The sequence below is a fragment of the Chryseobacterium sp. MA9 genome, from assembly GCF_024399315.1.
Taxonomy (GTDB): Bacteria; Bacteroidota; Bacteroidia; order Flavobacteriales; family Weeksellaceae; genus Chryseobacterium.
Genome location: NZ_CP075170.1, coordinates 428954 through 448213 on the forward strand (window position 1 = coordinate 428954; position 19260 = coordinate 448213).

15 protein-coding genes are annotated in these 19260 nt (G+C 35.5%); 11 read left to right on the plus strand and 4 right to left on the minus strand.

Translation table 11 applies throughout. From position 1 onward, the window contains the following. The first annotated feature begins 177 nt into the window (after positions 1 to 177). The 6 genes from KIK00_RS01935 (at position 178) to KIK00_RS01960 (ending at position 6791) form a co-directional block, all read left to right on the plus strand. The gene (locus tag KIK00_RS01935; protein ID WP_237390894.1) at positions 178 to 699 is read left to right on the plus strand and encodes a hypothetical protein; all 522 of its coding nucleotides are present in this window, start codon (positions 178 to 180) and stop codon (positions 697 to 699) included. 15 nt (positions 700 to 714) lie between these two features. Continuing rightward, positions 715 to 2373 (plus strand): hypothetical protein, encoded by a 1659-nt coding sequence (locus tag KIK00_RS01940; RefSeq protein WP_255814893.1) that lies wholly within the window; start codon positions 715 to 717, stop codon positions 2371 to 2373. Positions 2374 to 2615: 242 nt separating this feature from the next. Next, entirely contained in the window at positions 2616 to 3452 is an 837-nt protein-coding gene (locus KIK00_RS01945) for an AraC family transcriptional regulator (protein WP_255814894.1), read from the plus strand. An 86-nt stretch (positions 3453 to 3538) separates the two neighbouring features. Beyond that, positions 3539 to 4087 (plus strand): YbhB/YbcL family Raf kinase inhibitor-like protein, encoded by a 549-nt coding sequence (locus tag KIK00_RS01950; RefSeq protein WP_255814895.1) that lies wholly within the window; start codon positions 3539 to 3541, stop codon positions 4085 to 4087. Between the two features lie 708 nt (positions 4088 to 4795). Beyond that, positions 4796 to 6241 (plus strand): hypothetical protein, encoded by a 1446-nt coding sequence (locus KIK00_RS01955; RefSeq protein ID WP_255814896.1) that lies wholly within the window; start codon positions 4796 to 4798, stop codon positions 6239 to 6241. A gap of 406 nt (positions 6242 to 6647) precedes the next feature. After that, the gene (locus KIK00_RS01960) at positions 6648 to 6791 is read left to right on the plus strand and encodes a hypothetical protein (protein WP_255814897.1); all 144 of its coding nucleotides are present in this window, start codon (positions 6648 to 6650) and stop codon (positions 6789 to 6791) included. Positions 6792 to 6809: 18 nt separating this feature from the next. Here KIK00_RS01960 and KIK00_RS01965 read toward each other — a convergent pair whose 3' ends face one another. Then, positions 6810 to 7286 (minus strand): GNAT family N-acetyltransferase, encoded by a 477-nt coding sequence (locus tag KIK00_RS01965; protein ID WP_255814898.1) that lies wholly within the window; start codon positions 7284 to 7286, stop codon positions 6810 to 6812. Positions 7287 to 7706: 420 nt separating this feature from the next. Here KIK00_RS01965 and KIK00_RS01970 point away from each other — a divergent pair, with 420 nt between their 5' ends. The 3 genes from KIK00_RS01970 (at position 7707) to KIK00_RS01980 (ending at position 14397) form a co-directional block, all read left to right on the plus strand. Further along, positions 7707 to 9200: a hypothetical protein gene (locus KIK00_RS01970; protein WP_255814899.1), complete on the plus strand. Its 1494-nt coding sequence runs from the start codon at positions 7707 to 7709 to the stop codon at positions 9198 to 9200. 92 nt (positions 9201 to 9292) lie between these two features. Then, positions 9293 to 10717 (plus strand): hypothetical protein, encoded by a 1425-nt coding sequence (locus KIK00_RS01975; protein ID WP_255814900.1) that lies wholly within the window; start codon positions 9293 to 9295, stop codon positions 10715 to 10717. 644 nt (positions 10718 to 11361) lie between these two features. Beyond that, entirely contained in the window at positions 11362 to 14397 is a 3036-nt protein-coding gene (locus tag KIK00_RS01980; RefSeq protein ID WP_255814901.1) for a reprolysin-like metallopeptidase, read from the plus strand. 98 nt (positions 14398 to 14495) lie between these two features. Here KIK00_RS01980 and KIK00_RS01985 read toward each other — a convergent pair whose 3' ends face one another. Then, on the minus strand, positions 14496 to 15659 hold the full coding sequence (locus KIK00_RS01985; RefSeq protein ID WP_255814902.1) for an NAD(P)/FAD-dependent oxidoreductase: 1164 nt from the start codon (positions 15657 to 15659) through the stop codon (positions 14496 to 14498). Between the two features lie 27 nt (positions 15660 to 15686). Next, the gene (locus KIK00_RS01990) at positions 15687 to 16442 is read right to left on the minus strand and encodes an AraC family transcriptional regulator (protein ID WP_255814903.1); all 756 of its coding nucleotides are present in this window, start codon (positions 16440 to 16442) and stop codon (positions 15687 to 15689) included. A gap of 146 nt (positions 16443 to 16588) precedes the next feature. Between KIK00_RS01990 and KIK00_RS01995 the strand changes: the two genes are divergently transcribed. Then, entirely contained in the window at positions 16589 to 17170 is a 582-nt protein-coding gene (locus KIK00_RS01995; protein WP_255814904.1) for a Crp/Fnr family transcriptional regulator, read from the plus strand. Positions 17171 to 17233: 63 nt separating this feature from the next. Then, positions 17234 to 18187, plus strand: coding sequence for a ketopantoate reductase family protein (locus tag KIK00_RS02000; RefSeq protein ID WP_255814905.1), 954 nt, complete (start codon positions 17234 to 17236; stop codon positions 18185 to 18187). Positions 18188 to 18299: 112 nt separating this feature from the next. Here the strand turns inward: KIK00_RS02000 and KIK00_RS02005 are convergent, their stop codons facing one another. Further along, entirely contained in the window at positions 18300 to 19184 is an 885-nt protein-coding gene (locus tag KIK00_RS02005; RefSeq protein ID WP_255814906.1) for an alpha/beta fold hydrolase, read from the minus strand. Positions 19185 to 19260: the final 76 nt, after the last annotated feature.

Below are 19260 nucleotides of genomic sequence, written 5' to 3' on the forward strand. Positions count from 1 at the left end.
TTGTCAGTTGTGTTTTTACGTTTTTTTCACCCTTTGACGGATATACGAGTACTTTTGCTGTCATAAAACCTGGTAACTACACTATTTTTCCGGCTGAGATATAACTCCTGATCGTTTTTGATGAATAAGAAGTATATCCTTATTACTGGTTTTTATTATTATTTGAAAAGTAAAATTATGATCAGCAAAATGTTAAGTGCTCATTTTGCAGGAATATTCCTGCCTCTGAGTTTGTTTGTTTTTATGCCTTGCAATGGGCAGATTGGTATTGGAAAGACATCGGTGGATGGAGACGGGATACTGGATTTTGGCGATTCTCCAAAAGGAATTGTACTGCCTTTATTACCTGATCTTCCTGCTAGCCCATCTCCCGGAACTTTCGTGGTTGACAACAGTGATCTGAAGGTAAAGGTATTTAGTAATGGAAACTGGATTTCTTTAACGGATGTCCCTGGAAATTCAGATAGACGTATGATAAATCCATCTGCTGAAACCGGTCGGGGAGTCATCATTGGGGCTCCTGATTCTCCTGCGAAAGGAGTATTGGTCCTGGAGTCTGAAAATAAAGCACTTATCCTGCCTAAAGTTGCCAATCCCCATCTGAATATTCCCAATCCTGTTATTGGGACTCTATGTTATGATACAGTAAGCAAAACCCTGGCAGTATTTGATGGTAATCAATGGCATTACTGGAAATAGCAAATAAATAATAGTATGAAAAAAATTGAAAAGAAATTACTGGCAATGGTAATGCTGATTATCATGTTACCTTTTACCGCCATGAAGGCGCAGCAGTGTAACGAAGTGGTTCCCACGTTAAATCTTTCTATAAACAATGAATTTTCACATTGTCCCGGGATCAATACAAGCATTAATACTAAAGTTATTTCAGGAGATATTCCTCAAGGAGCTGAGGTAAGATGGTATGATAATCCTAATGCTTCCGGAAGTATGGTAAATGGTGGAAATATTACTCAGACAGGTACTTATTATGCCTTTTATTACCATACGGCGACCAGTTGTTATAGTCTGCCTTCAGATCCGGTTTCCGTCATATTACTTTCGGATACTCCGGTTTATCTTAATAATAAAGCCCGGTATTTTGGTTTCGGTCAAACGTTTAACCTGATAGCGTTGGAAGATACTTCGCGTCTACCTGTTGGGGTAAGTGTTTCTGTAAAGTGGTATTCAGATGCTTCAGGTACAGTTCCTGTTCCTAATCCTGCGCTCGTAAATTTTACCGGACCCTCCAGCCCGGGGCTGCCCCCTACTACTAAAACTTTTTACACCAGATATGAGCAAAATTTTAACGGGCAAATCTGTAAAGGGCCCCTGCAGGCCGTGGAAATAAAAAAGATTGCTCCTTTCCCACAGGTAAGACTGTATACTGATACAGAATTTGATGATCCTGCTGTAACAGGGGGTATGGGATACAGAATTTCAATATGTGAGCCAATTGATCTGACTTTGTTAGAAGTTCCGTCTGCTTCTGGTATGGTAACCCCGGGAACAGTGGTAAAATGGTATTCGGTGGGTAGTGTTAATACGGATTTACAGATTAATGCTAATGTTGTAGATACTTCTTATTGGACTAATCTATTGGAAGTTCCAAATCCACATGCTTCAGGGGGAGGTACGGTTTCTCCCCGTTATTATGATCCGGCAATCGATTATTATGGTCCCAAGGGATACCATGATGCAAATAAAGCATATCATCAACTTTCTGGAACTTATAGAAAGTATGCATCACCACGGTTGAATATTTCTTCTAATAATGTGCCTCCAACACCATGTACCAATCTTCCCAATGGTGGAGAGCCGTTTGTCCTTAAGCCTCAACTAACTGTTTGTCCGGGAGAAAAAGCTGACCTTACAGTTCCTGGTATTATTGAACCCTGGACTTCTGGCGGGGTCAATATAAATCCTCCAAACCTATATTGGTATACCAACGATCATCATGGAGGAGATCCTGTTGCTGATCCGTCAGCAGTAGAGGCAGGTACTTACTATCCTTTTTACTATTATTCAGAGTTTAAAATTTTTCGGCCAATAAGGTCAACTTCTACAGTAACTGTGGTCGAAAAACTTAACTGTAATGAATGTACCAAGCCAGGTAATTCCTCAGTTCCCGCAGATATCTCTCTGATAGGCATTTCATCATTAGAAAATCAGCCTGATGGCTGGCCACAGCATTACAGCGCTTTCATTGTTCTGGACTCAAAAACGAAAGGATTTGTAATGACAAGAATTGCAGGGACTTCACAGATTACAAATCCTGTTGAGGGAATGCTGATCTATGATACCGTGGAAGGTGATATTAAGCTTTATAATGGAAGTATCTGGAAAAAAATTGAAAAAAGCTGTAATGAATAACCACTTTCATTTCTTACCTTTTCTTAATTTTGAAGAATATGAAGAATTTATGGGAAATAAAGTCTGAAAATGACCTTTTGACTACCTTAAAAACAGTAAAATTGATAAAATAAAATATAAATAACGGATAAATTGCCATTAACAATATTTGTATTTCGATTTTCCCATCAATGCAATGCATAGCCCCAAATGTTGTAAGCAATACTTTCCATAAATGTGGATTCAAACAAAGAAAAAAGTAAATGAAGATCATCACCCTTCCTGACGAACTCAATGTAGACCAATCACAATCCGTTCATATTTTTGATTATCAAAGTTCAAAGGAAATAGCAAAACAACAAATTGTATTAAACCAAAATACATTCAGTTTTCTTACCGAAGGAACTAAAGACGTTATTTTTGACAATTCAGCTCTGTCAATAGATAATTCTAAATTCCTCATCATGAAATCCGGGCATTGCCTTATGACCGAAAGGCTCTCAAACATCCGGAATTATAGAAGTGTGCTTCTGTTTTTTTCAAACGAAACTTTACTGAAATTCATCCGGAAAACTGAACTAAACCAAATCAAACCCACTGAATATAAATCCGTTTATTCGTTTGGCTACGATGAATTTACGCAACGATTTGTAAGCAGTTTGTTGGATATTTCCAAACTTTCAAGAGATACACAAAAGAAATTGCTTGTTTTGAAGCTTGAAGAGATAATACTATATCTTACGGAAATACACGGGACCGAATTTCTTTATTCGCTAATAGAAAACAGTAACGATACTACACAAAAATTTATCCGCACTGTTGAAACCAATCAGTTAAGTAAACTGACATTAAAGGAATTGGCTTTTTTGTGCAATATGAGCATATCCACTTTTAAAAGGGAATTTGAAAAACATTATGCTGAATCGCCTATCAAATGGTTTCAGAACAGAAGGCTGGAACATGCTCATTATTTGCTGAATCAAGAGAAAAAAACTTCAACTGAAATTTATTTTGAAATGGGTTACGAAAGTTTATCTAGTTTTATTCAGGCCTATAAATCAAAATACGGTATTACTCCAAAACAACATCATAAAAATTGAGCTTTTATCAACAGTTTTTGAACATTGTTCTCAATTTATTTGGTATTATCCAGCCTAATTTTGCTTAAAATTTAAATCATTATACAATGAAAAAAGCAAATTTGATTTTAGTGTTGTCTTTAATTTTCTCAACAGCACTTTTCGGACAAAAAACATTTACGTTATTAAGTGAAGATTTGGGTGGAGAAACTACCAAAATACAAGAGTTTAACGGATTTGGTTGCTCGGGAGATAACCAATCCCCTCAATTATCATGGAAAAATGTACCCAAGGGAACCAAAAGTTTTGCTGTCACAATGTACGATCCTGACGCACCAACAGGTAGTGGATTCTGGCATTGGGTTATGTTTGATATTCCTGCCAATGTAAACGAACTAGTAACCAATTCAGGGAATGTTAAATTGAATTTAGCTCCAAAAGGTGCTGTCCAGAGTATAACGGACTACGGAATTAAAGGGTTTGGAGGACCTTGCCCGCCTGAAGGACACGGATTTCACCAATACATTATCACTGTTTATGCCCTGAAAACCGATAAATTAGGATTGGATGAAAACAAAAATCCCGCAATTGTTGGTTTTAATCTCTGGAACCAGACGTTAGCCAAAGCGAGTATCGTTGCTTATTACAAACGATAAAATAAAAAAATGAAACGGATTGAAATTTAATTCTCAATCCGTTTTTTTTACTCTAACTGGAATTTGTATGTTATTGACTTTTCTTAAAGGTTTCTAAAATTTACTGCCTCAGATGATCGATATGATAGTAAACTCTTTTACGAAAGTACCCGAAAAAAAGTTGCAATGAATAAATTTAGATACCCATATGGATTAAGAAATTTATACATTATTTTATGAGAATTCTACGGTAAAAAAATGATGAATAAGATTTGTTTTACTATTTTTTATCATAAGAAATAAGAGCCGTAACTGTAAATTGTTACATTGATTTATTGATTTGTTACTGATTTTTTTTATTTTGTAATATTAAGAATATCAGTTGTTTGTGAAATTGTAAAATAAAATTGATGATTTGTCAGTGAGGCTTTTTACTTTTTTTTCTTCATAGCACCAGAGACCTTTTTAATTTTGCCATGTCAATTAAGGATCAATTGATAAGAATTGGAGAATCTACTAAAGTTTTTCCAATACATATTAATACACAGTTTCATATGTCTGCTGCAAGGATTGCTTATTTAGAGAAATCTTCTTTTCCTTTTTCTTGTTTAAATAAGTTTAAATCTTAGAACAGCATTTATAAAAATAGGTGCAACATAAAATAATTGGTAGAATGATATAAGGTTTTTCCGGTAGCGAAAAATAGTAAATAATTAAAACAAAAATGTAATGAAAAAAATAATGATTACAGTAATACTTTCTGTATTTACTTCAATAAATATTTTTGGTCAGGTAGGAATCAATACCACCCAGCCTCATTCATCAGCGGCTTTAGAGGTTGCGGGAGACAATAAAGGATTTCTGCCTCCAAGAATTGCTCTGAAAGAGGTCAGGGACAGTATAACGATTAAAGATCCGGCAGCCGGACTTTTAATATATAATACAGCGGTAGCAGGTAACAGTACAAATGCTGTTGTACCCGGGTATTATTATTGGAGCGGAAATAACTGGACCTTGTTGTCAGATACCCAAAATACATGGGGAACTTATGGGAACAGTGCGACCAATCCTGGTACCAACTTTATAGGGACTACAGATAATCAGGATCTGATATTCAAAAGAGGAGGTGTTATCGCAGGAAAATTAAGTGGGGTAGGAATTTATAATACCTCTTTTGGAGTAGGATCTTACAAAGGAAATCCAGGATTTGTAGGACGATGGAATACAGCAATAGGATTCGAAAGTCTTAAAGGAGAAAATGAAAATATGGTTGCCCATGACAATACCGCAGTTGGTAGCCATAGTTTGACATCAAATTATGATGGTGAAGGAAATACAGGGATAGGTTATCAGGCATTAATGTTGAATAGAACCGGGAAGTGGAACGTAGGAGTAGGACATCAAAGTTTAGGCAGCAACAGGACAGGTAATTACAATACGGCCCTTGGCAAAGGTGCCTCAGGACATTTAAATGACGGATTTGAAAATACAGCAGTTGGTTTTCTTTCCCTTGGAAACATGTCATCGGGAAGACAGAATGTAACATTGGGTGCTTATTCAGGTCAAGGACTAATGATGGGTGACAACAATATTATGATAGGAAAAAGTGCTGCAAGGAACCAATCCTCCGGATCAAACAATATTGTCATTGGCTCCGATATCGACTTAAAAAATACCTCGGGAAGTAATCAGCTTAATATAGGAAACAGTATTTATGGTAGCAATGTGAATGCAGGTGGGAATAGCTATGCCAGTATAGGAATTAATACAGCTTCGCCGGGTAACAATCTGGAAGTGAAAAGTGAACAGCCTGGCACTTCCGGATTGAGACTTACGAATTTGGTTAATACATTTAGACTTGGAACCAACAGTGAGGGTGATATTATTGAAATACAGTCTTCTGTAAAAAAGATCACAGCAAATTATACGATTAACGGAACAGATGAAATTATTTTAGCTGATGCTTCCTTTGCAGACCTTAGTCTTACTTTACCTGCTCCATCCCAAAAAGGGAAAAAAATTATTATTAAGAAAACAGATGGTTCCAGTAATAATATTGTAGTTCAGTCACCGAACCAGATTGATGCACAGTCTGATCTTTCAATCAGCCAGCCGTATTCAGGGGTGATCGTTTTGGACGATGGAACAACTTATTGGGTTATTGGAAGAATTTAGATAAAAGAATAATTATATCTGTGAAAAGGTTTATTTGTAAGTAGTATATTTCAGTGATTTAATCTCATTAAACAGTTCGAAATTGAATTAAGAATTCTTCATACACTCTTTTGGTCGCTAAAGAATAGTACTTGTATTTGCTTGGATTTTATATGTAATTATCTAATTATTATAAGATTTACCACCTGTTAAGGTAAAAATGCATGATCAAGAGTATTTAGTTTTCTTAAATCCTCCAACAAAAAGTTCGAGTTTTGTACCAATGGGGTCACCAAAACCTGTTCAGGTTTTAAACAGTTAAAAAGGCGCATAAAAAGGCGCCTTTTTCTATTTAATATCAGTTTTTTCTGGCAGCTCAAAAATATCAAACCAAATCGCTTTTTAGTTAACGGTCTGTTATAATCCCATGTCATTTTTACAGATAAGCATTGACAAGTTCATGGATCATGAGCAATGCATGAACGTAGCCGTATTTTACTTATTGGTTAATGGTTTTGAAGTTGTAAGTAGAGGAGACAGGAATGATAAGTTTTTCATTATTAAGATTTAATATTAAAAAATAATATTCTTACTTAGGAACATATCTCATACTGATTTCTTCAGGAGAAGTATGGGGCATTTCCTGAAACCCTATTTTCCGGTACAGATTGTAAGCCTTATCATTTCCGGGAATAACCTCTAGAATGATTTCAATACCGTTAAATTTTTGACACGCTTCGGAAATAACAGCCTCAATCAATCCCTGGCCGATATTTTTTCCCTGAAATTCTCTTTTTACATACATCTGGTAAATACTTCCGGTATTGTTTTCATTTTTAACAAAAGTACAGATGCCCACAAGTTCCTGCTGAGCAAAAGCTCCATATACAAATCTTTCCGGTGTTTGTTCTTCAATATCGCTTTCTATACGAAATTTTTCAATACTCAGGGCATCCTTATAGGTTGCTCCAAAAGATTCAGGGAATTTTTCCAGACTTTCCAGGCGGATGGCTCGGTAAATTCTACTTTCTTCAGGGATAAGTTTTCGGTAGCTAATATTTGTCATAGTTATTGGGATAGTCATTTTCATTAATATCCGGATACAAATATGTAGATTATTTTGAACTTCTTTTTAGTATGCCCGGCAGAATTTCAACAATTGTATTAAAATTTTTAAAACTAAACGATGTATTTGTAACAAATTCCATTTCAGTTAGTCTTATTATAAACAAAAGCAATCATTTTTTTGACCGGAAAAGTTTACATAGCCGTCCGGAAAGTTTAAAAAATGTTTGTTTAGGGGGAAATTTTGGTACTTTATTTAAATGTTACATTTTTGCAAAATTAACTGCTTATTCCATAATAAGCATGATAAATTATGTATATTTATAACACTTATTGGGGAATAATAATAGAATAACAGTAGAGAATTATTAACATGTTTAAATGAAATATGTATAGGTAGACATAGGGAAAAGTGGTACTGATGGAAAGAATTAATTTGATCATTCTTAAGAATAAAAAAATATATTCAAACGATTTAAAAAAAATAATAGCCTGTACAATCTGCATAGGGTTATTTTTATGTATGCTTTCGTGCAGCCATGATTCTCAGGATAAAGAAAGAGAAAATTTTGATACTTCTTTATTAAATCAGACTTCAGACCTTCAGCTAGCAGGGGAATATGAAGCTCTTATCCGGTTGAATATAAAATATCTGAAAAAAGCTGCGAAAATGAAGTATAAAGCCGGAAAAGGTCTTTGCTACCTGAATATGGCAGGGGTGAATGTCTCAGCAGGAAATTATGATAAAGCCCGCTTTTTTTTCAACAAAGCAGAGAAAGATCTGAAAAACTCTGAGAATAATTATCATAAAGCAACCTTCTATAATGACTACAGCCTGTATTATTCTCATCTTAAAATAAATGACAAGGCTATTGAATGCAATAATAAAGCATTTTATTATTTAAAACAGGCCGCAAAAACTAGTCTTGCTCGAAAACTTCTTCCGAGACTGTATGTGAACAAAGGAATTTACTATGCCTGGAAAGGGTGGTTTGGAACTTCTTTAAAATGTTTCACCAAAGCGAATGTACTGGAAAACTCGGCCTATAGCAATTGTATGGTTGCCCAATACTATTTATTTGTTCATAAGCCTGATTCTGCAGGAATATATATTGAGCGGGCTGATGAGAAAATGTTAAGCCAGAAGACAACTGATGTAGAATCCCTCTGGGTTTATTATACCATGGGATACTACTATAATGAAGTAAATAACAGTGAGCAGGCTGAGAAAGCACTTAGAAAAGCACTGGACATCAATATTAAAACAAGACGTACTTATTCTTCACATATAAAAGAGGTTTATAAGGCACTGGCAGAGCTGTATAAGAAAAAGAATGACGGAGGCAAAGCTTATTTCTATCTGAAAAAATATATGGAAGAAGAAGGCCGGTTTGACGCTGCACGATTTACCACAATGAATAAGGCAACCGAGGATTTTATTTCTGAAGTAAAACAGGAATCGGACTGGCATAAAAATGATCTTCCTTTATTTATTGCCTTGTCTATCACTGTTCTTACTTTTTCAGGAGTATATGTCCGGAAAATAATCAATAAGTTAAAGCTGAAGAAAAACTCTTTAAAAGAAGAAACGGATGAACTGAAAAACCATGTGGAGACTAAGCAGCTGGAAGAAGTAATAGAGCTCGCCAAACGGAATGATTCTTCCTTTTTATTAAAATTCAAAGAACTGTATCCTGATTTTATAAAATCACTTCTGAAAATCAATCCTGACCTTGAAAATTCAGAACTGACTTTCTGTGCCATGCTGAAACTTCGTTTTTCTGCCAAAGAAATTGCAGACTATACTTTTGTACAGCACAGATCTGTACAGCAGAAAAAATACAGGATCAGAAAAAGACTGAATATTCCCGGAGAAACGGATATTTATGACTTTTTTGAAAACCTAACAGAATAAAAAATTTCATCACAATAAAAAATGCCGGATTCTGTTTTATAAAAGGTTTTAATCATAATTTATATAGGAATTTAGCTTAAATAGAGAAACATATGAAAAGTATTTTTCTTGCTGTTTTACTTATTACTTTAGTTTCGTGCCATTCTCATTCAAAGAAAGAGGCTGAAAAGAAATTTGATGTTTCTCTGCTGAAGCAGAATGAGAAATTCAGGGTAGCCGGAGAATATGACTCTCTGATCAATCTCAATAAAAGATATTACAAACTGGCCGATAAAATAAATTATGCGGACGGAAAAGCACTGTGCTACATCAATCTGGCTGAGCTTAATATTTCATTAGAAAATTTTCAGAAATCTCAGATTCTTTTTGATAACGCAAAAGAAATTCTGGATCATTCAGAAGATAATATACATAAAGCCAGGTTTTATAATGTTTACGGCCGGTTCAATATAGAACTCCGAAGGGTTGACAAAGCTTTTCAATATAATAATGAAGCGATGAGCCTGATACAGAAAAGCGGTCAGTCTGAGCTTAAAAATGATCTTCTTTTCAGTATTTATTTCAGACAGGCCATTTATTTTATCCAAAAAAAGGATTACGAAAAAGCACTTGAATATTTTCACAGGGCAAAAAAAATGGATAGCACAGGTCTTACCGACTGTGCTATAGGTGATTATGTTTATATGCATAAGAATAAAGATTCTGCATACAAATACGTTACTACTGCTTATAATAAAGCTAATATAAGAGGGAAGGAAGACGGAATTGCCCTGTATGCCAATACAATTATGGGAGAATATTTTCTTACCTACAAACAATATGATAAGGCAGAAGAAACACTTAAGAAGGCCCTGAAGATCAATGAGAAAACTAAACGTATCTATGCCTACTATGGTAAATATATCTATAACGATCTCAGGATGTTATATGAACGCACGGGAGATAAAGAAAAAGCATACCTTTATTTGAAAGCATATACAGAGGCTTATTATAAAACCAATACATCTTTACTGGCTACGATTAATCAGGATATGGAGTCTTTTATTACCGGAGCTCAGCAGGATGCAGAGCATCATAAAAGTAAAATATACTGGATTTTCTTTTTATCATTGGCAGGTCTTTCTTTGCTAGGATTATATGCATGGAGAATCATCCGGGCTTTGGGAAAAAGAAAAGAGGTACTTACAATAGAAGCCGAAAATCTGAAAATCAGGATGAATGACAACAAGCAGGAAGAGATCATAGAACTTGGTAAAAAGAATGATCCTGAATTTTTGAATCATTTTAAAGAAGCTTATCCTGAATTTATAGATCAACTTTTAATAATTAATCCTGGTCTTGAAAGTTCTGAATTGATTTTTTGTGCGATGCTGAAACTGCATTTTACATCCAAAGAAATTGCAAATTATACTTTGGTTCAGCACAGAAGTGTCCAGCAGAAAAAATACAGAATCAGAAAGAAACTGAATATTCCCGGAGAAACAGATATTTATCATTTCTTTGATACTTTGAAATAATTCAAAAAAAAACTGTCTGATTCATTATGTCAGACAGTACTCGAAATATTCTCTTTTCACCACTTGGATTTTTTTAGTGGTCTCTTTGTTCAAATATGAAAATTTTTAACGAAAACAAGAAAAAAAGCTATACTACACGAATACTACATCGTGTTTTTATGTTTTTAATCAATTGATAATTAGTGTGTTGTTTTTTTATGTTGGATTTATTGTTTTTTTTTAAAATAAAGAACCAACAACTTTAAAACAGCTCGTTTTTTAGCTTATATTTTTAAATAATGTGCTCTTTGAAAATATTTTTTAGTCTGATTTTCAATATTTTTTTACCAGTATCTTGATAAAAACTTTCAAATAATTTCACCTTTTCAAAATTTTTATGGATTAAATAAATAATTAGGATTAAAATATAAATCACTGATATTTAATTATTTATAATCATGTTGTATCTATGTAGTATCATCTTTTTTTGTTTTTTATTCAAAAAATATAAGTTTTGTAAGGAGTTTTGTTGTGAATATCATATGATATGTTTCGTTTTGTTGAATTTATGATAATGATTGTTTGGTGTCTTTAAAGGCAGAAGTTAAATGATACTTTCAATAAAAATTGCAATATACTCTCCCAAAATAACTTTAAATAGCTTTATGAAAAAAAGAATTTTATTAGTTTGCGCGCTAGCGTCTTGTTTTACGGTTTTCAATGCTCAGAGATGGGAATCTGTCTCTCAAAAAAACTCACAGATAAGAACAGAAATAGAAGTACAGCATTCTTACAGAGTGGATCTGAAGTCTCTTAGAGAGATGCTGAAAAATGCTGAAGAAACGGGAAAAAATGCACGTCCTGTTATTATTTCTTTACCAACAGTAGAAGGAAAGATTGAAAAATTTGCTGTCTATAGCAATCCTGTAATGGATAAATCACTTGCAGACAAATATCAGCTGGGATCATATGTGGGAATTGGTGTAGATGATTCTTCTAAGTATTTAAGATTCAGTACATCCCCGAATGATATGCAGTCTATGATCATCAAAGACGGTGTGTTTCAGTTTATAGAACCCATAAGCAAAGATAAACAAACTTATGGTGTATTTTATAAAACAAAGGAAAAAGGAGACATGCATGGGTTTGAATGTGATACGGAGCATGATCTTAAAGATATTGGTAAATTGGTGGAAAATGGGAAAAAGATGCTTTCCAATGTAGGAATTACAAAAAGACCTACTAATACCAAATATAGAACTTTCAGAATGGCTATTGCTGCTACCGGTGAATATACACAATTTCATGGTGGTACAGCTGCCGGAGCGGTTGCAGCTATTAATAACACAATGACAAGAATCAATGGGGTTTTTGAAAGAGATTTCGGAGCTCACTTTAATGTTCTGGATCTTCCTGGAATTATTTATACAGATCCTGCTACTGATTTTTATACCCCTCAGGCCGCTGCAAATGATCCGTCACTAAACTTACAGCTTCAACAAAAACTTACAGCAGATGTAGGAAATGCAAACTATGATATTGGGCACGTATTTCATTGTAATGCAGGACAAAGCAGAAATGGAAACGCGGGAGGGATAGGAATTGTTTGTACCAATCCCGCAACTAATAATTCTTTAGCAAAAGGATCTGCTTTTTCAATGAGCCCTGATCCTGTAGGAGAAGTATTTGATTTAATGGCAGCTCACGAAATGGGGCACCAGTTGGGTGCTAACCATACCTTTTCTATGAGAACCGAAGCTTCGGGAGCTAATGTAGAGCCTTGGGGAGGAACAACGATCATGGGATATCCTGGAATTACACAAGATAATATTCAGGCAAATATGGATGGTTATTTCCATTATAAATCTATTTCACAGGTATTAAATAATTTGGAAGCTAAAGTAGGATGTGGTATTGCTACTGATATCATAAACAATACTGCACCAGTGATTACACCACTTACTAATTATTCTATTCCTAAAGGAACGGCCTATTATCTGGATGCTGTAGCAGCAGATGCAGAAAGTGACCCTGTTACCTATACATGGGAACAATATAATAGTGTAGGAGACAGGAATACAATTTCCGGAGACAGCGGATGGGGCTATAATGCAGAAGGAGCTATCGCAAGATCTTTGCCGGGAACAGCTAACAGCAGAAGATATTTCCCTAAGCTGGAAACTGTATTGAATGGCGTACTGACAGACAAACAAGTATGGGAAACCGTTTCCTATATCCCAAGAACATTGAATTATGCAGTAACAGTAAGAGATCAGAATGCGTTAAGACCAATGACCTCCACCGCTGAAACAGCTGTGACAGTAGGTGCTGACGGACCTTTCAAATTCAGTGGACTTACAACAGCATCTGTCTTATACAATGATGCATCCAATACCATCACGTGGGATGTTGCAAACACCAATAATGCTCCTTATAATGTAGCCACTGTAAAAATAGATTATACAACCAATAATGGGACTACATGGTCAGACCTGATAGCTTCTACACCCAATACGGGAAGCTATGCTGTACAAATGCCGGCTAATGTAACTGGTACTGTTAAATTAAGAATATCAGCAGTAGGTAATGTTTTTTATGCAGTATCTCCTGCTGTAACAGTAGGAACATCTCCTACTTCTCCTGCTGCTGCTCCAACAGGGGTATCTGCAATAGGTACAGAAGTTTTGAAAACGACTGCAAGAATATCCTGGAATAAAGTACCGGGAGCTACTTACTCTGTCAATTACAGAAAAGTGGGAACTGCAAGCTGGTCGAATACAACAAGCGCTGCAAACTCCGTATTGTTGTCAAATCTGGAGGATGAAACCAATTATGAAGTACAGGTAGCTGCTGTTGTGAATAGTGTTCCGGGGGCATTCTCAGCTAATTATGCCTTTAAAACAAAAGGGTTGAGAACTGGTACAGATTATTGTTTAATGACGACAGGAGGAAATGGCGGAAACTTTAATAGTGGTCTTGTAAAACTGACACTATCTAATCTGGCTTATGTATATACAGGGCTGGATGTTTATAAAACATATCTTGACTTTAGTGAAGATGCTACTAAAGTAGTTAACTTAACAAAAGGGACTCAGTACACCGCCAGCTTTAGAAACCTTGCGGGAGGAAACTATAATGACTGGCTTGAAATCTGGATAGACTACAACAGAAACGGAGTATTCGAAAGTTCTGAAAAAGTGGTTACTAGTGGAGCACTTCCTTTTTATGCTGCCGCTGCTCAAGCTTATCTTCGTGATGGAAATGTAACATTTACAGTGCCTGATACTGCTTATTCTGGTGATAAACTGTTGAGAATGAGAGTGGCAAGTACTTTCTTTAATGCAGCCAGCGGACCTTGCGGAAGCCCTACCGTACCTGTAAATGGTGGAGGAATTGTTTCTGTAGGATCTTTCAGAGATTTTTCTGTGAAAATTTCAGAAAATGCTAACCTTGCAGTAAGAGAAGCAGTAGATGCAAAATATTCGGAAATAGCTATTTACCCTAATCCTGCAGATACATTTGTAGAAGTGAAAAATCTTAAAGGTAAAGCAGACTACAAAATCTACAGTGCAGATGGAAGATTAGTTCAGGAAGGTAAAATTGAAGGTAAAATCAATGTTGCTTCTTTAGTAAAAGGAATGTATGTGATCACTATAAAAGATGACAAGAATACTTATAATACTAAGTTAATCAAGAAATAACACACATGAATCTCCGTATCAGGATCTAAAAAAACGGAGAGAAAAACGGTTTATTTAACTGAAAAAGGCTGTCTCTGGTTGAGGCAGCCTTTTGTTTATCATGAAGTCTGATGACCATTAAAAAAATCCAACATGGTTGCTAATGACTTTTCAGAATGCATCCGTTCTCCGTTTTCAAGAGATTCCTGTGTGGAAATGGCTGCTCTTTTACGCATATGATGTTCATAGTCGGAAATAGCTTCCTGTAATGTACTGTAGCTGTTGTTCGTTAAATATTCGCTTAGTTCAAGAGCATCCAGCATGGCCATATTAGCACCTTCCCCTGCAAATGGTGGCATTACGTGGGCGGCGTCACCTATCAGCGTTAGATTGGTTTGTGCTTCCCAGGTCTGATCTGAAGGCATAGAGTAGATCAGACGTGGAATAAATGGTGTTACGGCGTTTTCAAACAATTCATTCCAGATAGGGCTCCATCCGTTATATTCTGTTTTAAACCATTTTAGCATCTGTGCATGATCGGAAAAATCAAGACCGCTGTCGGCAGGCCAGTTTTCATCAGCTTTAAAGCTTGCATAAAATCCCAGATCTCCGTTGCCTTTCTGTCCAAGCAGAATATTTTTGGTATTTCCAAATGCCATTATTTTTCCACCTTTGATCATAGTATCAATCTGAGGTGCATTTTCTTTTGAAACATTTCCCTCCAGCATAATGACTCCGGAATAAATCGGTTTAATATCAGTAAGATAAGAACGTATTTTGGAATTGGCTCCGTCTCCGGCAATAACAAGATCTGCGTACACAGAATTTCCATTTTTAAATTGTAGCAACCAGCCTTCATTCTGACGTTCCATAGAGAGAAAATGACTGTCCCAGATTACTGTTTCGGGATGTAGAGAATCCAGCAGCATATTTCTTAACGGACCTCTGTCTATTTCCGGACGGAAATGTTCATGCCCAAAATCTTCTTCAGGCTTTGTTTCGTGATCATTAAAAAATATTTCTGCCTTTTCATTCATTATGAGTGTTCTGTCTGCTCCGGGACGGAAAGTCTTTTTAAATTCCTCCAAAAGTTCTGCCTTGCGTATAGCCGCCAGCCCCGAATCTTCATGCATGTCGAGAGGAGAACCCTGTACCCGTGCATTTTTATTGAAGTCTCTTTCATATACTTTTACGTCTGCACCTTTTAACTGTAAAAGTCTTGCCAGTGTAAGTCCTGCAGGGCCACCACCAACGATTGCTATTGATTTATTGTCTATCAGCATTGTTAATTTAAATTTTACAATGCAAATTTATTTTCCTTTCAACACGGATAATAGTACAAATCGGTCGTTTTTATTTTTGGATAATTCTTTGGGAGCAACCCCTGAAAATTTCTTCACTTCCTTGATGAAATGATTCTGATCAGTATAATTGAGTTCAGGAAAGAGTCTTCCCTGTGCTATGTGTTCCAATGATGTTCTGAAACGCAAAATAGTAGAGTAGGCTTTTAATGACAAACCAAGTTGTTTGGTAAAATAACGGTTGATCTGTCTGCTGCTCCAGCCTGTTTTTTCAGAAATTTCTTGTACGCTCATTTCACCTTTTGAGGCATAAACCAATTCAAAAAGTCTCTGTTTTCTTTCATCTACCTTTTGAGGAAGCCGTTCTTTTATTTTTTGAGTTGCTTTTTTACAGCAATGATTAAAATCCTTTAAGTCTTCAGCTTTAAAATTCCAGAAATCAGGAGAGAGTTCTTTTCCAATATTCAATAAATCTGCGATGGAGGTATTTAAAATATATTCAACAGCAAGAGGTTTGAAGCTGACGATAAATGCAGTTGTATGTGGAACGATATACCTTTGTTCAGGATAAGTTTCCAGTCCGAGAAGGGTAATATGAAAAGGTTCTGAAGCGGACTGTGAAAAAAATAAATCAATTCTTCCGTCAGGAATGATCACCACTTCTTTAGCTTCATCCGAAAAGTTCTGAAATGTTCCCAGATTTTCAACGAAATCTGCGATCTCTTTATCAGGTTCGACGAAATTATAAGTGAAGTCATTGTCCATATGAATGTTATCTGTCTTTTAAACAAGGAAATTACAAAATTACATCTGTTCTATTAAAAAAGTTTATAGTTTATTTTAATAGTTTATAAATGCTATTTTTGTCCCAGACAGATTTCAAAAAATAAATATGCTGCAGCTTCTATCTTATGGACAAATCATCACTTAATACCTACTTTCATTCTTTATTCAGCATCAAAACGGAAGTGGTTGAAAAGATCACTGAAACTTTTAATCATTTTGAATTAAAAGCAAGTACTGTTTTGCTGGATAAAGATGCCATCAGTACCAAAACATACTTTCTGGAAAAAGGTTATGTGCGGTCGTATATATTGAACGAAGATAATGAGGAGATTACCACTAATATTTATAAAGCCCCCTGCTTCGTTAATGATTTTCTGTCTTTTTTCAAACAACAGCCTACTAAAGAAATATACCAGACCGTGACTGAATGTGTTTTCTGGGAAACAGGATTGGAAAATGTACAACATAACTTCCACAATATTCCTGAATTCAGAGAGTTCAGCAGGCTTCTTCTTGTCCTTAATTACTATAATATTCACGACAGGCTGATAGAAATGGCAAGTCAGAAGGCTTCTACAAGATATTTTAATCTCATGAAGAAAGATCCTGATATTTTTCAGCATGTTCCTTTGAAGGTAATTGCTTCTTATCTAGGCATCAAAGACAGTTCATTGAGCCGGATCAGAAGGGATATTCATAAAATTTAATTTCTTTTCATTTGTCAAGTGATATTTCAGAGATCATCACTGATATTTGCTAAAAATAATTTCATGAACAAAAAACATATTGTCGTTGTAGGATTAGGTGGGGTAGGCGGTTACTTTGGATTTAAAATAAATCAAACCAATGAAACTTCCGGAAAATATACTGTTTCTTTTGTTGCCCGGGGAGAAACCTATGAGAAAGTGAAAGAAAATGGCTTGATTCTGTTATCTCCCGAACACTCCAATAGCCAAACGCATCCTAATGCTATAGCTCAGAATATCAGTGAGATCAAAAGTCCTGATCTGGTCCTGATTTGTGTAAAAGAATATGACCTTGAAAATGTGTGTAAGCAGCTGCTGCCAGTCATCAACAAAGATACAATATTGCTTCCGATGATGAACGGAGCAGATATCTACGACAGAATACGTACAGTCATTCCAGATCATACGGTTTTGCCAACCTGCATTTATGTGGCTTCCCATATTAAAGAAAGAGGAACTGTGGAGCATAAGGGGAAAGCAGGGAAAATGATTGTGGGAAAAGATCCCGAGCATTTTTCTGCCCCTGTAGAATGGATTGCTGATCTATTGAGTGAAAGTAAAATTGATTTCGATTTTAAAGACAATTCATTATCGGATATCTGGACGAAATTTATTTTCATTGCCAGTTTCGGATTGGTAACGGCTAAGCATAATTCATCCATCGGGGCTGTATGTACAAATGAACAGCAAAAGCATGAAGCCACCGAAATTATGAATGAAATAAAGCAGATTGCAGATAAAAAAGGAATTTCCCTTCAGGACGATATCATCGATAAAACTTTTGAAAAAGCATCTACATTTCCTTTTGACACCCCAACTTCTTTACAGCTTGATATTCATTCGGGAAAGAAAGATAATGAGCTGGAATTATTTGCCGGAGCTGTCTTAAAATATGGAACAGAACTTGGCATCGAAACTCCTTTTACTCAAAAAATTTACACGGAGATTAAAGAAAATAGATGGGCTAAAGCCAAATAAAAAAGTAGGATAAAAAGGCGGGTTAAAACCCGCCTCTATTGAAAATTAAATATAAAAGATAGAAATTTCTTAAGAATTCCCGTATTCAATATCGTATCTGTCCGTCCCGTCATTAAAATTCCCGGTCCCGGTCTTTGATCGTCCTGAATTTTGTTTTAAAAAATGTGTCTGCTTTTGCATTAAACTCATTGGTATACACCACCAAAGTGCTGTGTCCGGAATTGGGTAAAATCCATAAGTCAGCTTTAGGAATGTTTCTGAAAATTTCCAGGGTATGCTCCGGTTTTATAACATCATTATCTCCTCCGATAACGAGAACAGGAACTTTAATGCTGTGTAAAGACTTAGAATCTATATTGGGTTGTTCACTCAATAGTCTCTTGTATTTGAGAACAGTGTAATCAAGATCTGTTTTGTCTTTCTTTTGGGCAAATTGTTCTTTAAATTGTAAATAATTGGCGCTTACTCTTTTAAATATATCCGCCTGTACTGCACTAGAATCCGGTCTTAAATTAGCTCCTGTAACAATAAGCTTTTTTACCTTTTCCGGATGTCTCATGCTTAACAAAAGCCCATTAATACCACCATCACTCCAGCCAATCACAAAGGCAGAATCTATTTTCATTTTCTGGAGTAACTCAGCATAATCATCAGACATTATTTCATAAGTAAGAGCATCTCCTTTATCAATTGACTTTCCGTGAGCTCTGCTGTCAGCGACAATGACTTTATATTTCTTTGAAAAATAAGGAATCTGTTTAGAGAAGTCCACAATAGAACCTCCGTTTCCGTGAATGAGAAGTAATGGCTGTCCCTGGCCATAGGTTTCACAATACATTTTGATTCCATTGACATCATAATATTTACCCGCTTTAGAATTATTACCATAATGGGAACTCTTTAAAAGCTGGATGTATTCTTTTTTGAGCTTCTGAACATCACTCTGGGCAAAGAAAAAGGCAGGTAACAAAGCGAGAATAAATAATATCGGTTTCATAATTTATAGCATTAAATTTAAATTATTGATGTCATTTGTTTTCCCGATGAGTAGGAGATTCGGAGTTCTTGTTACA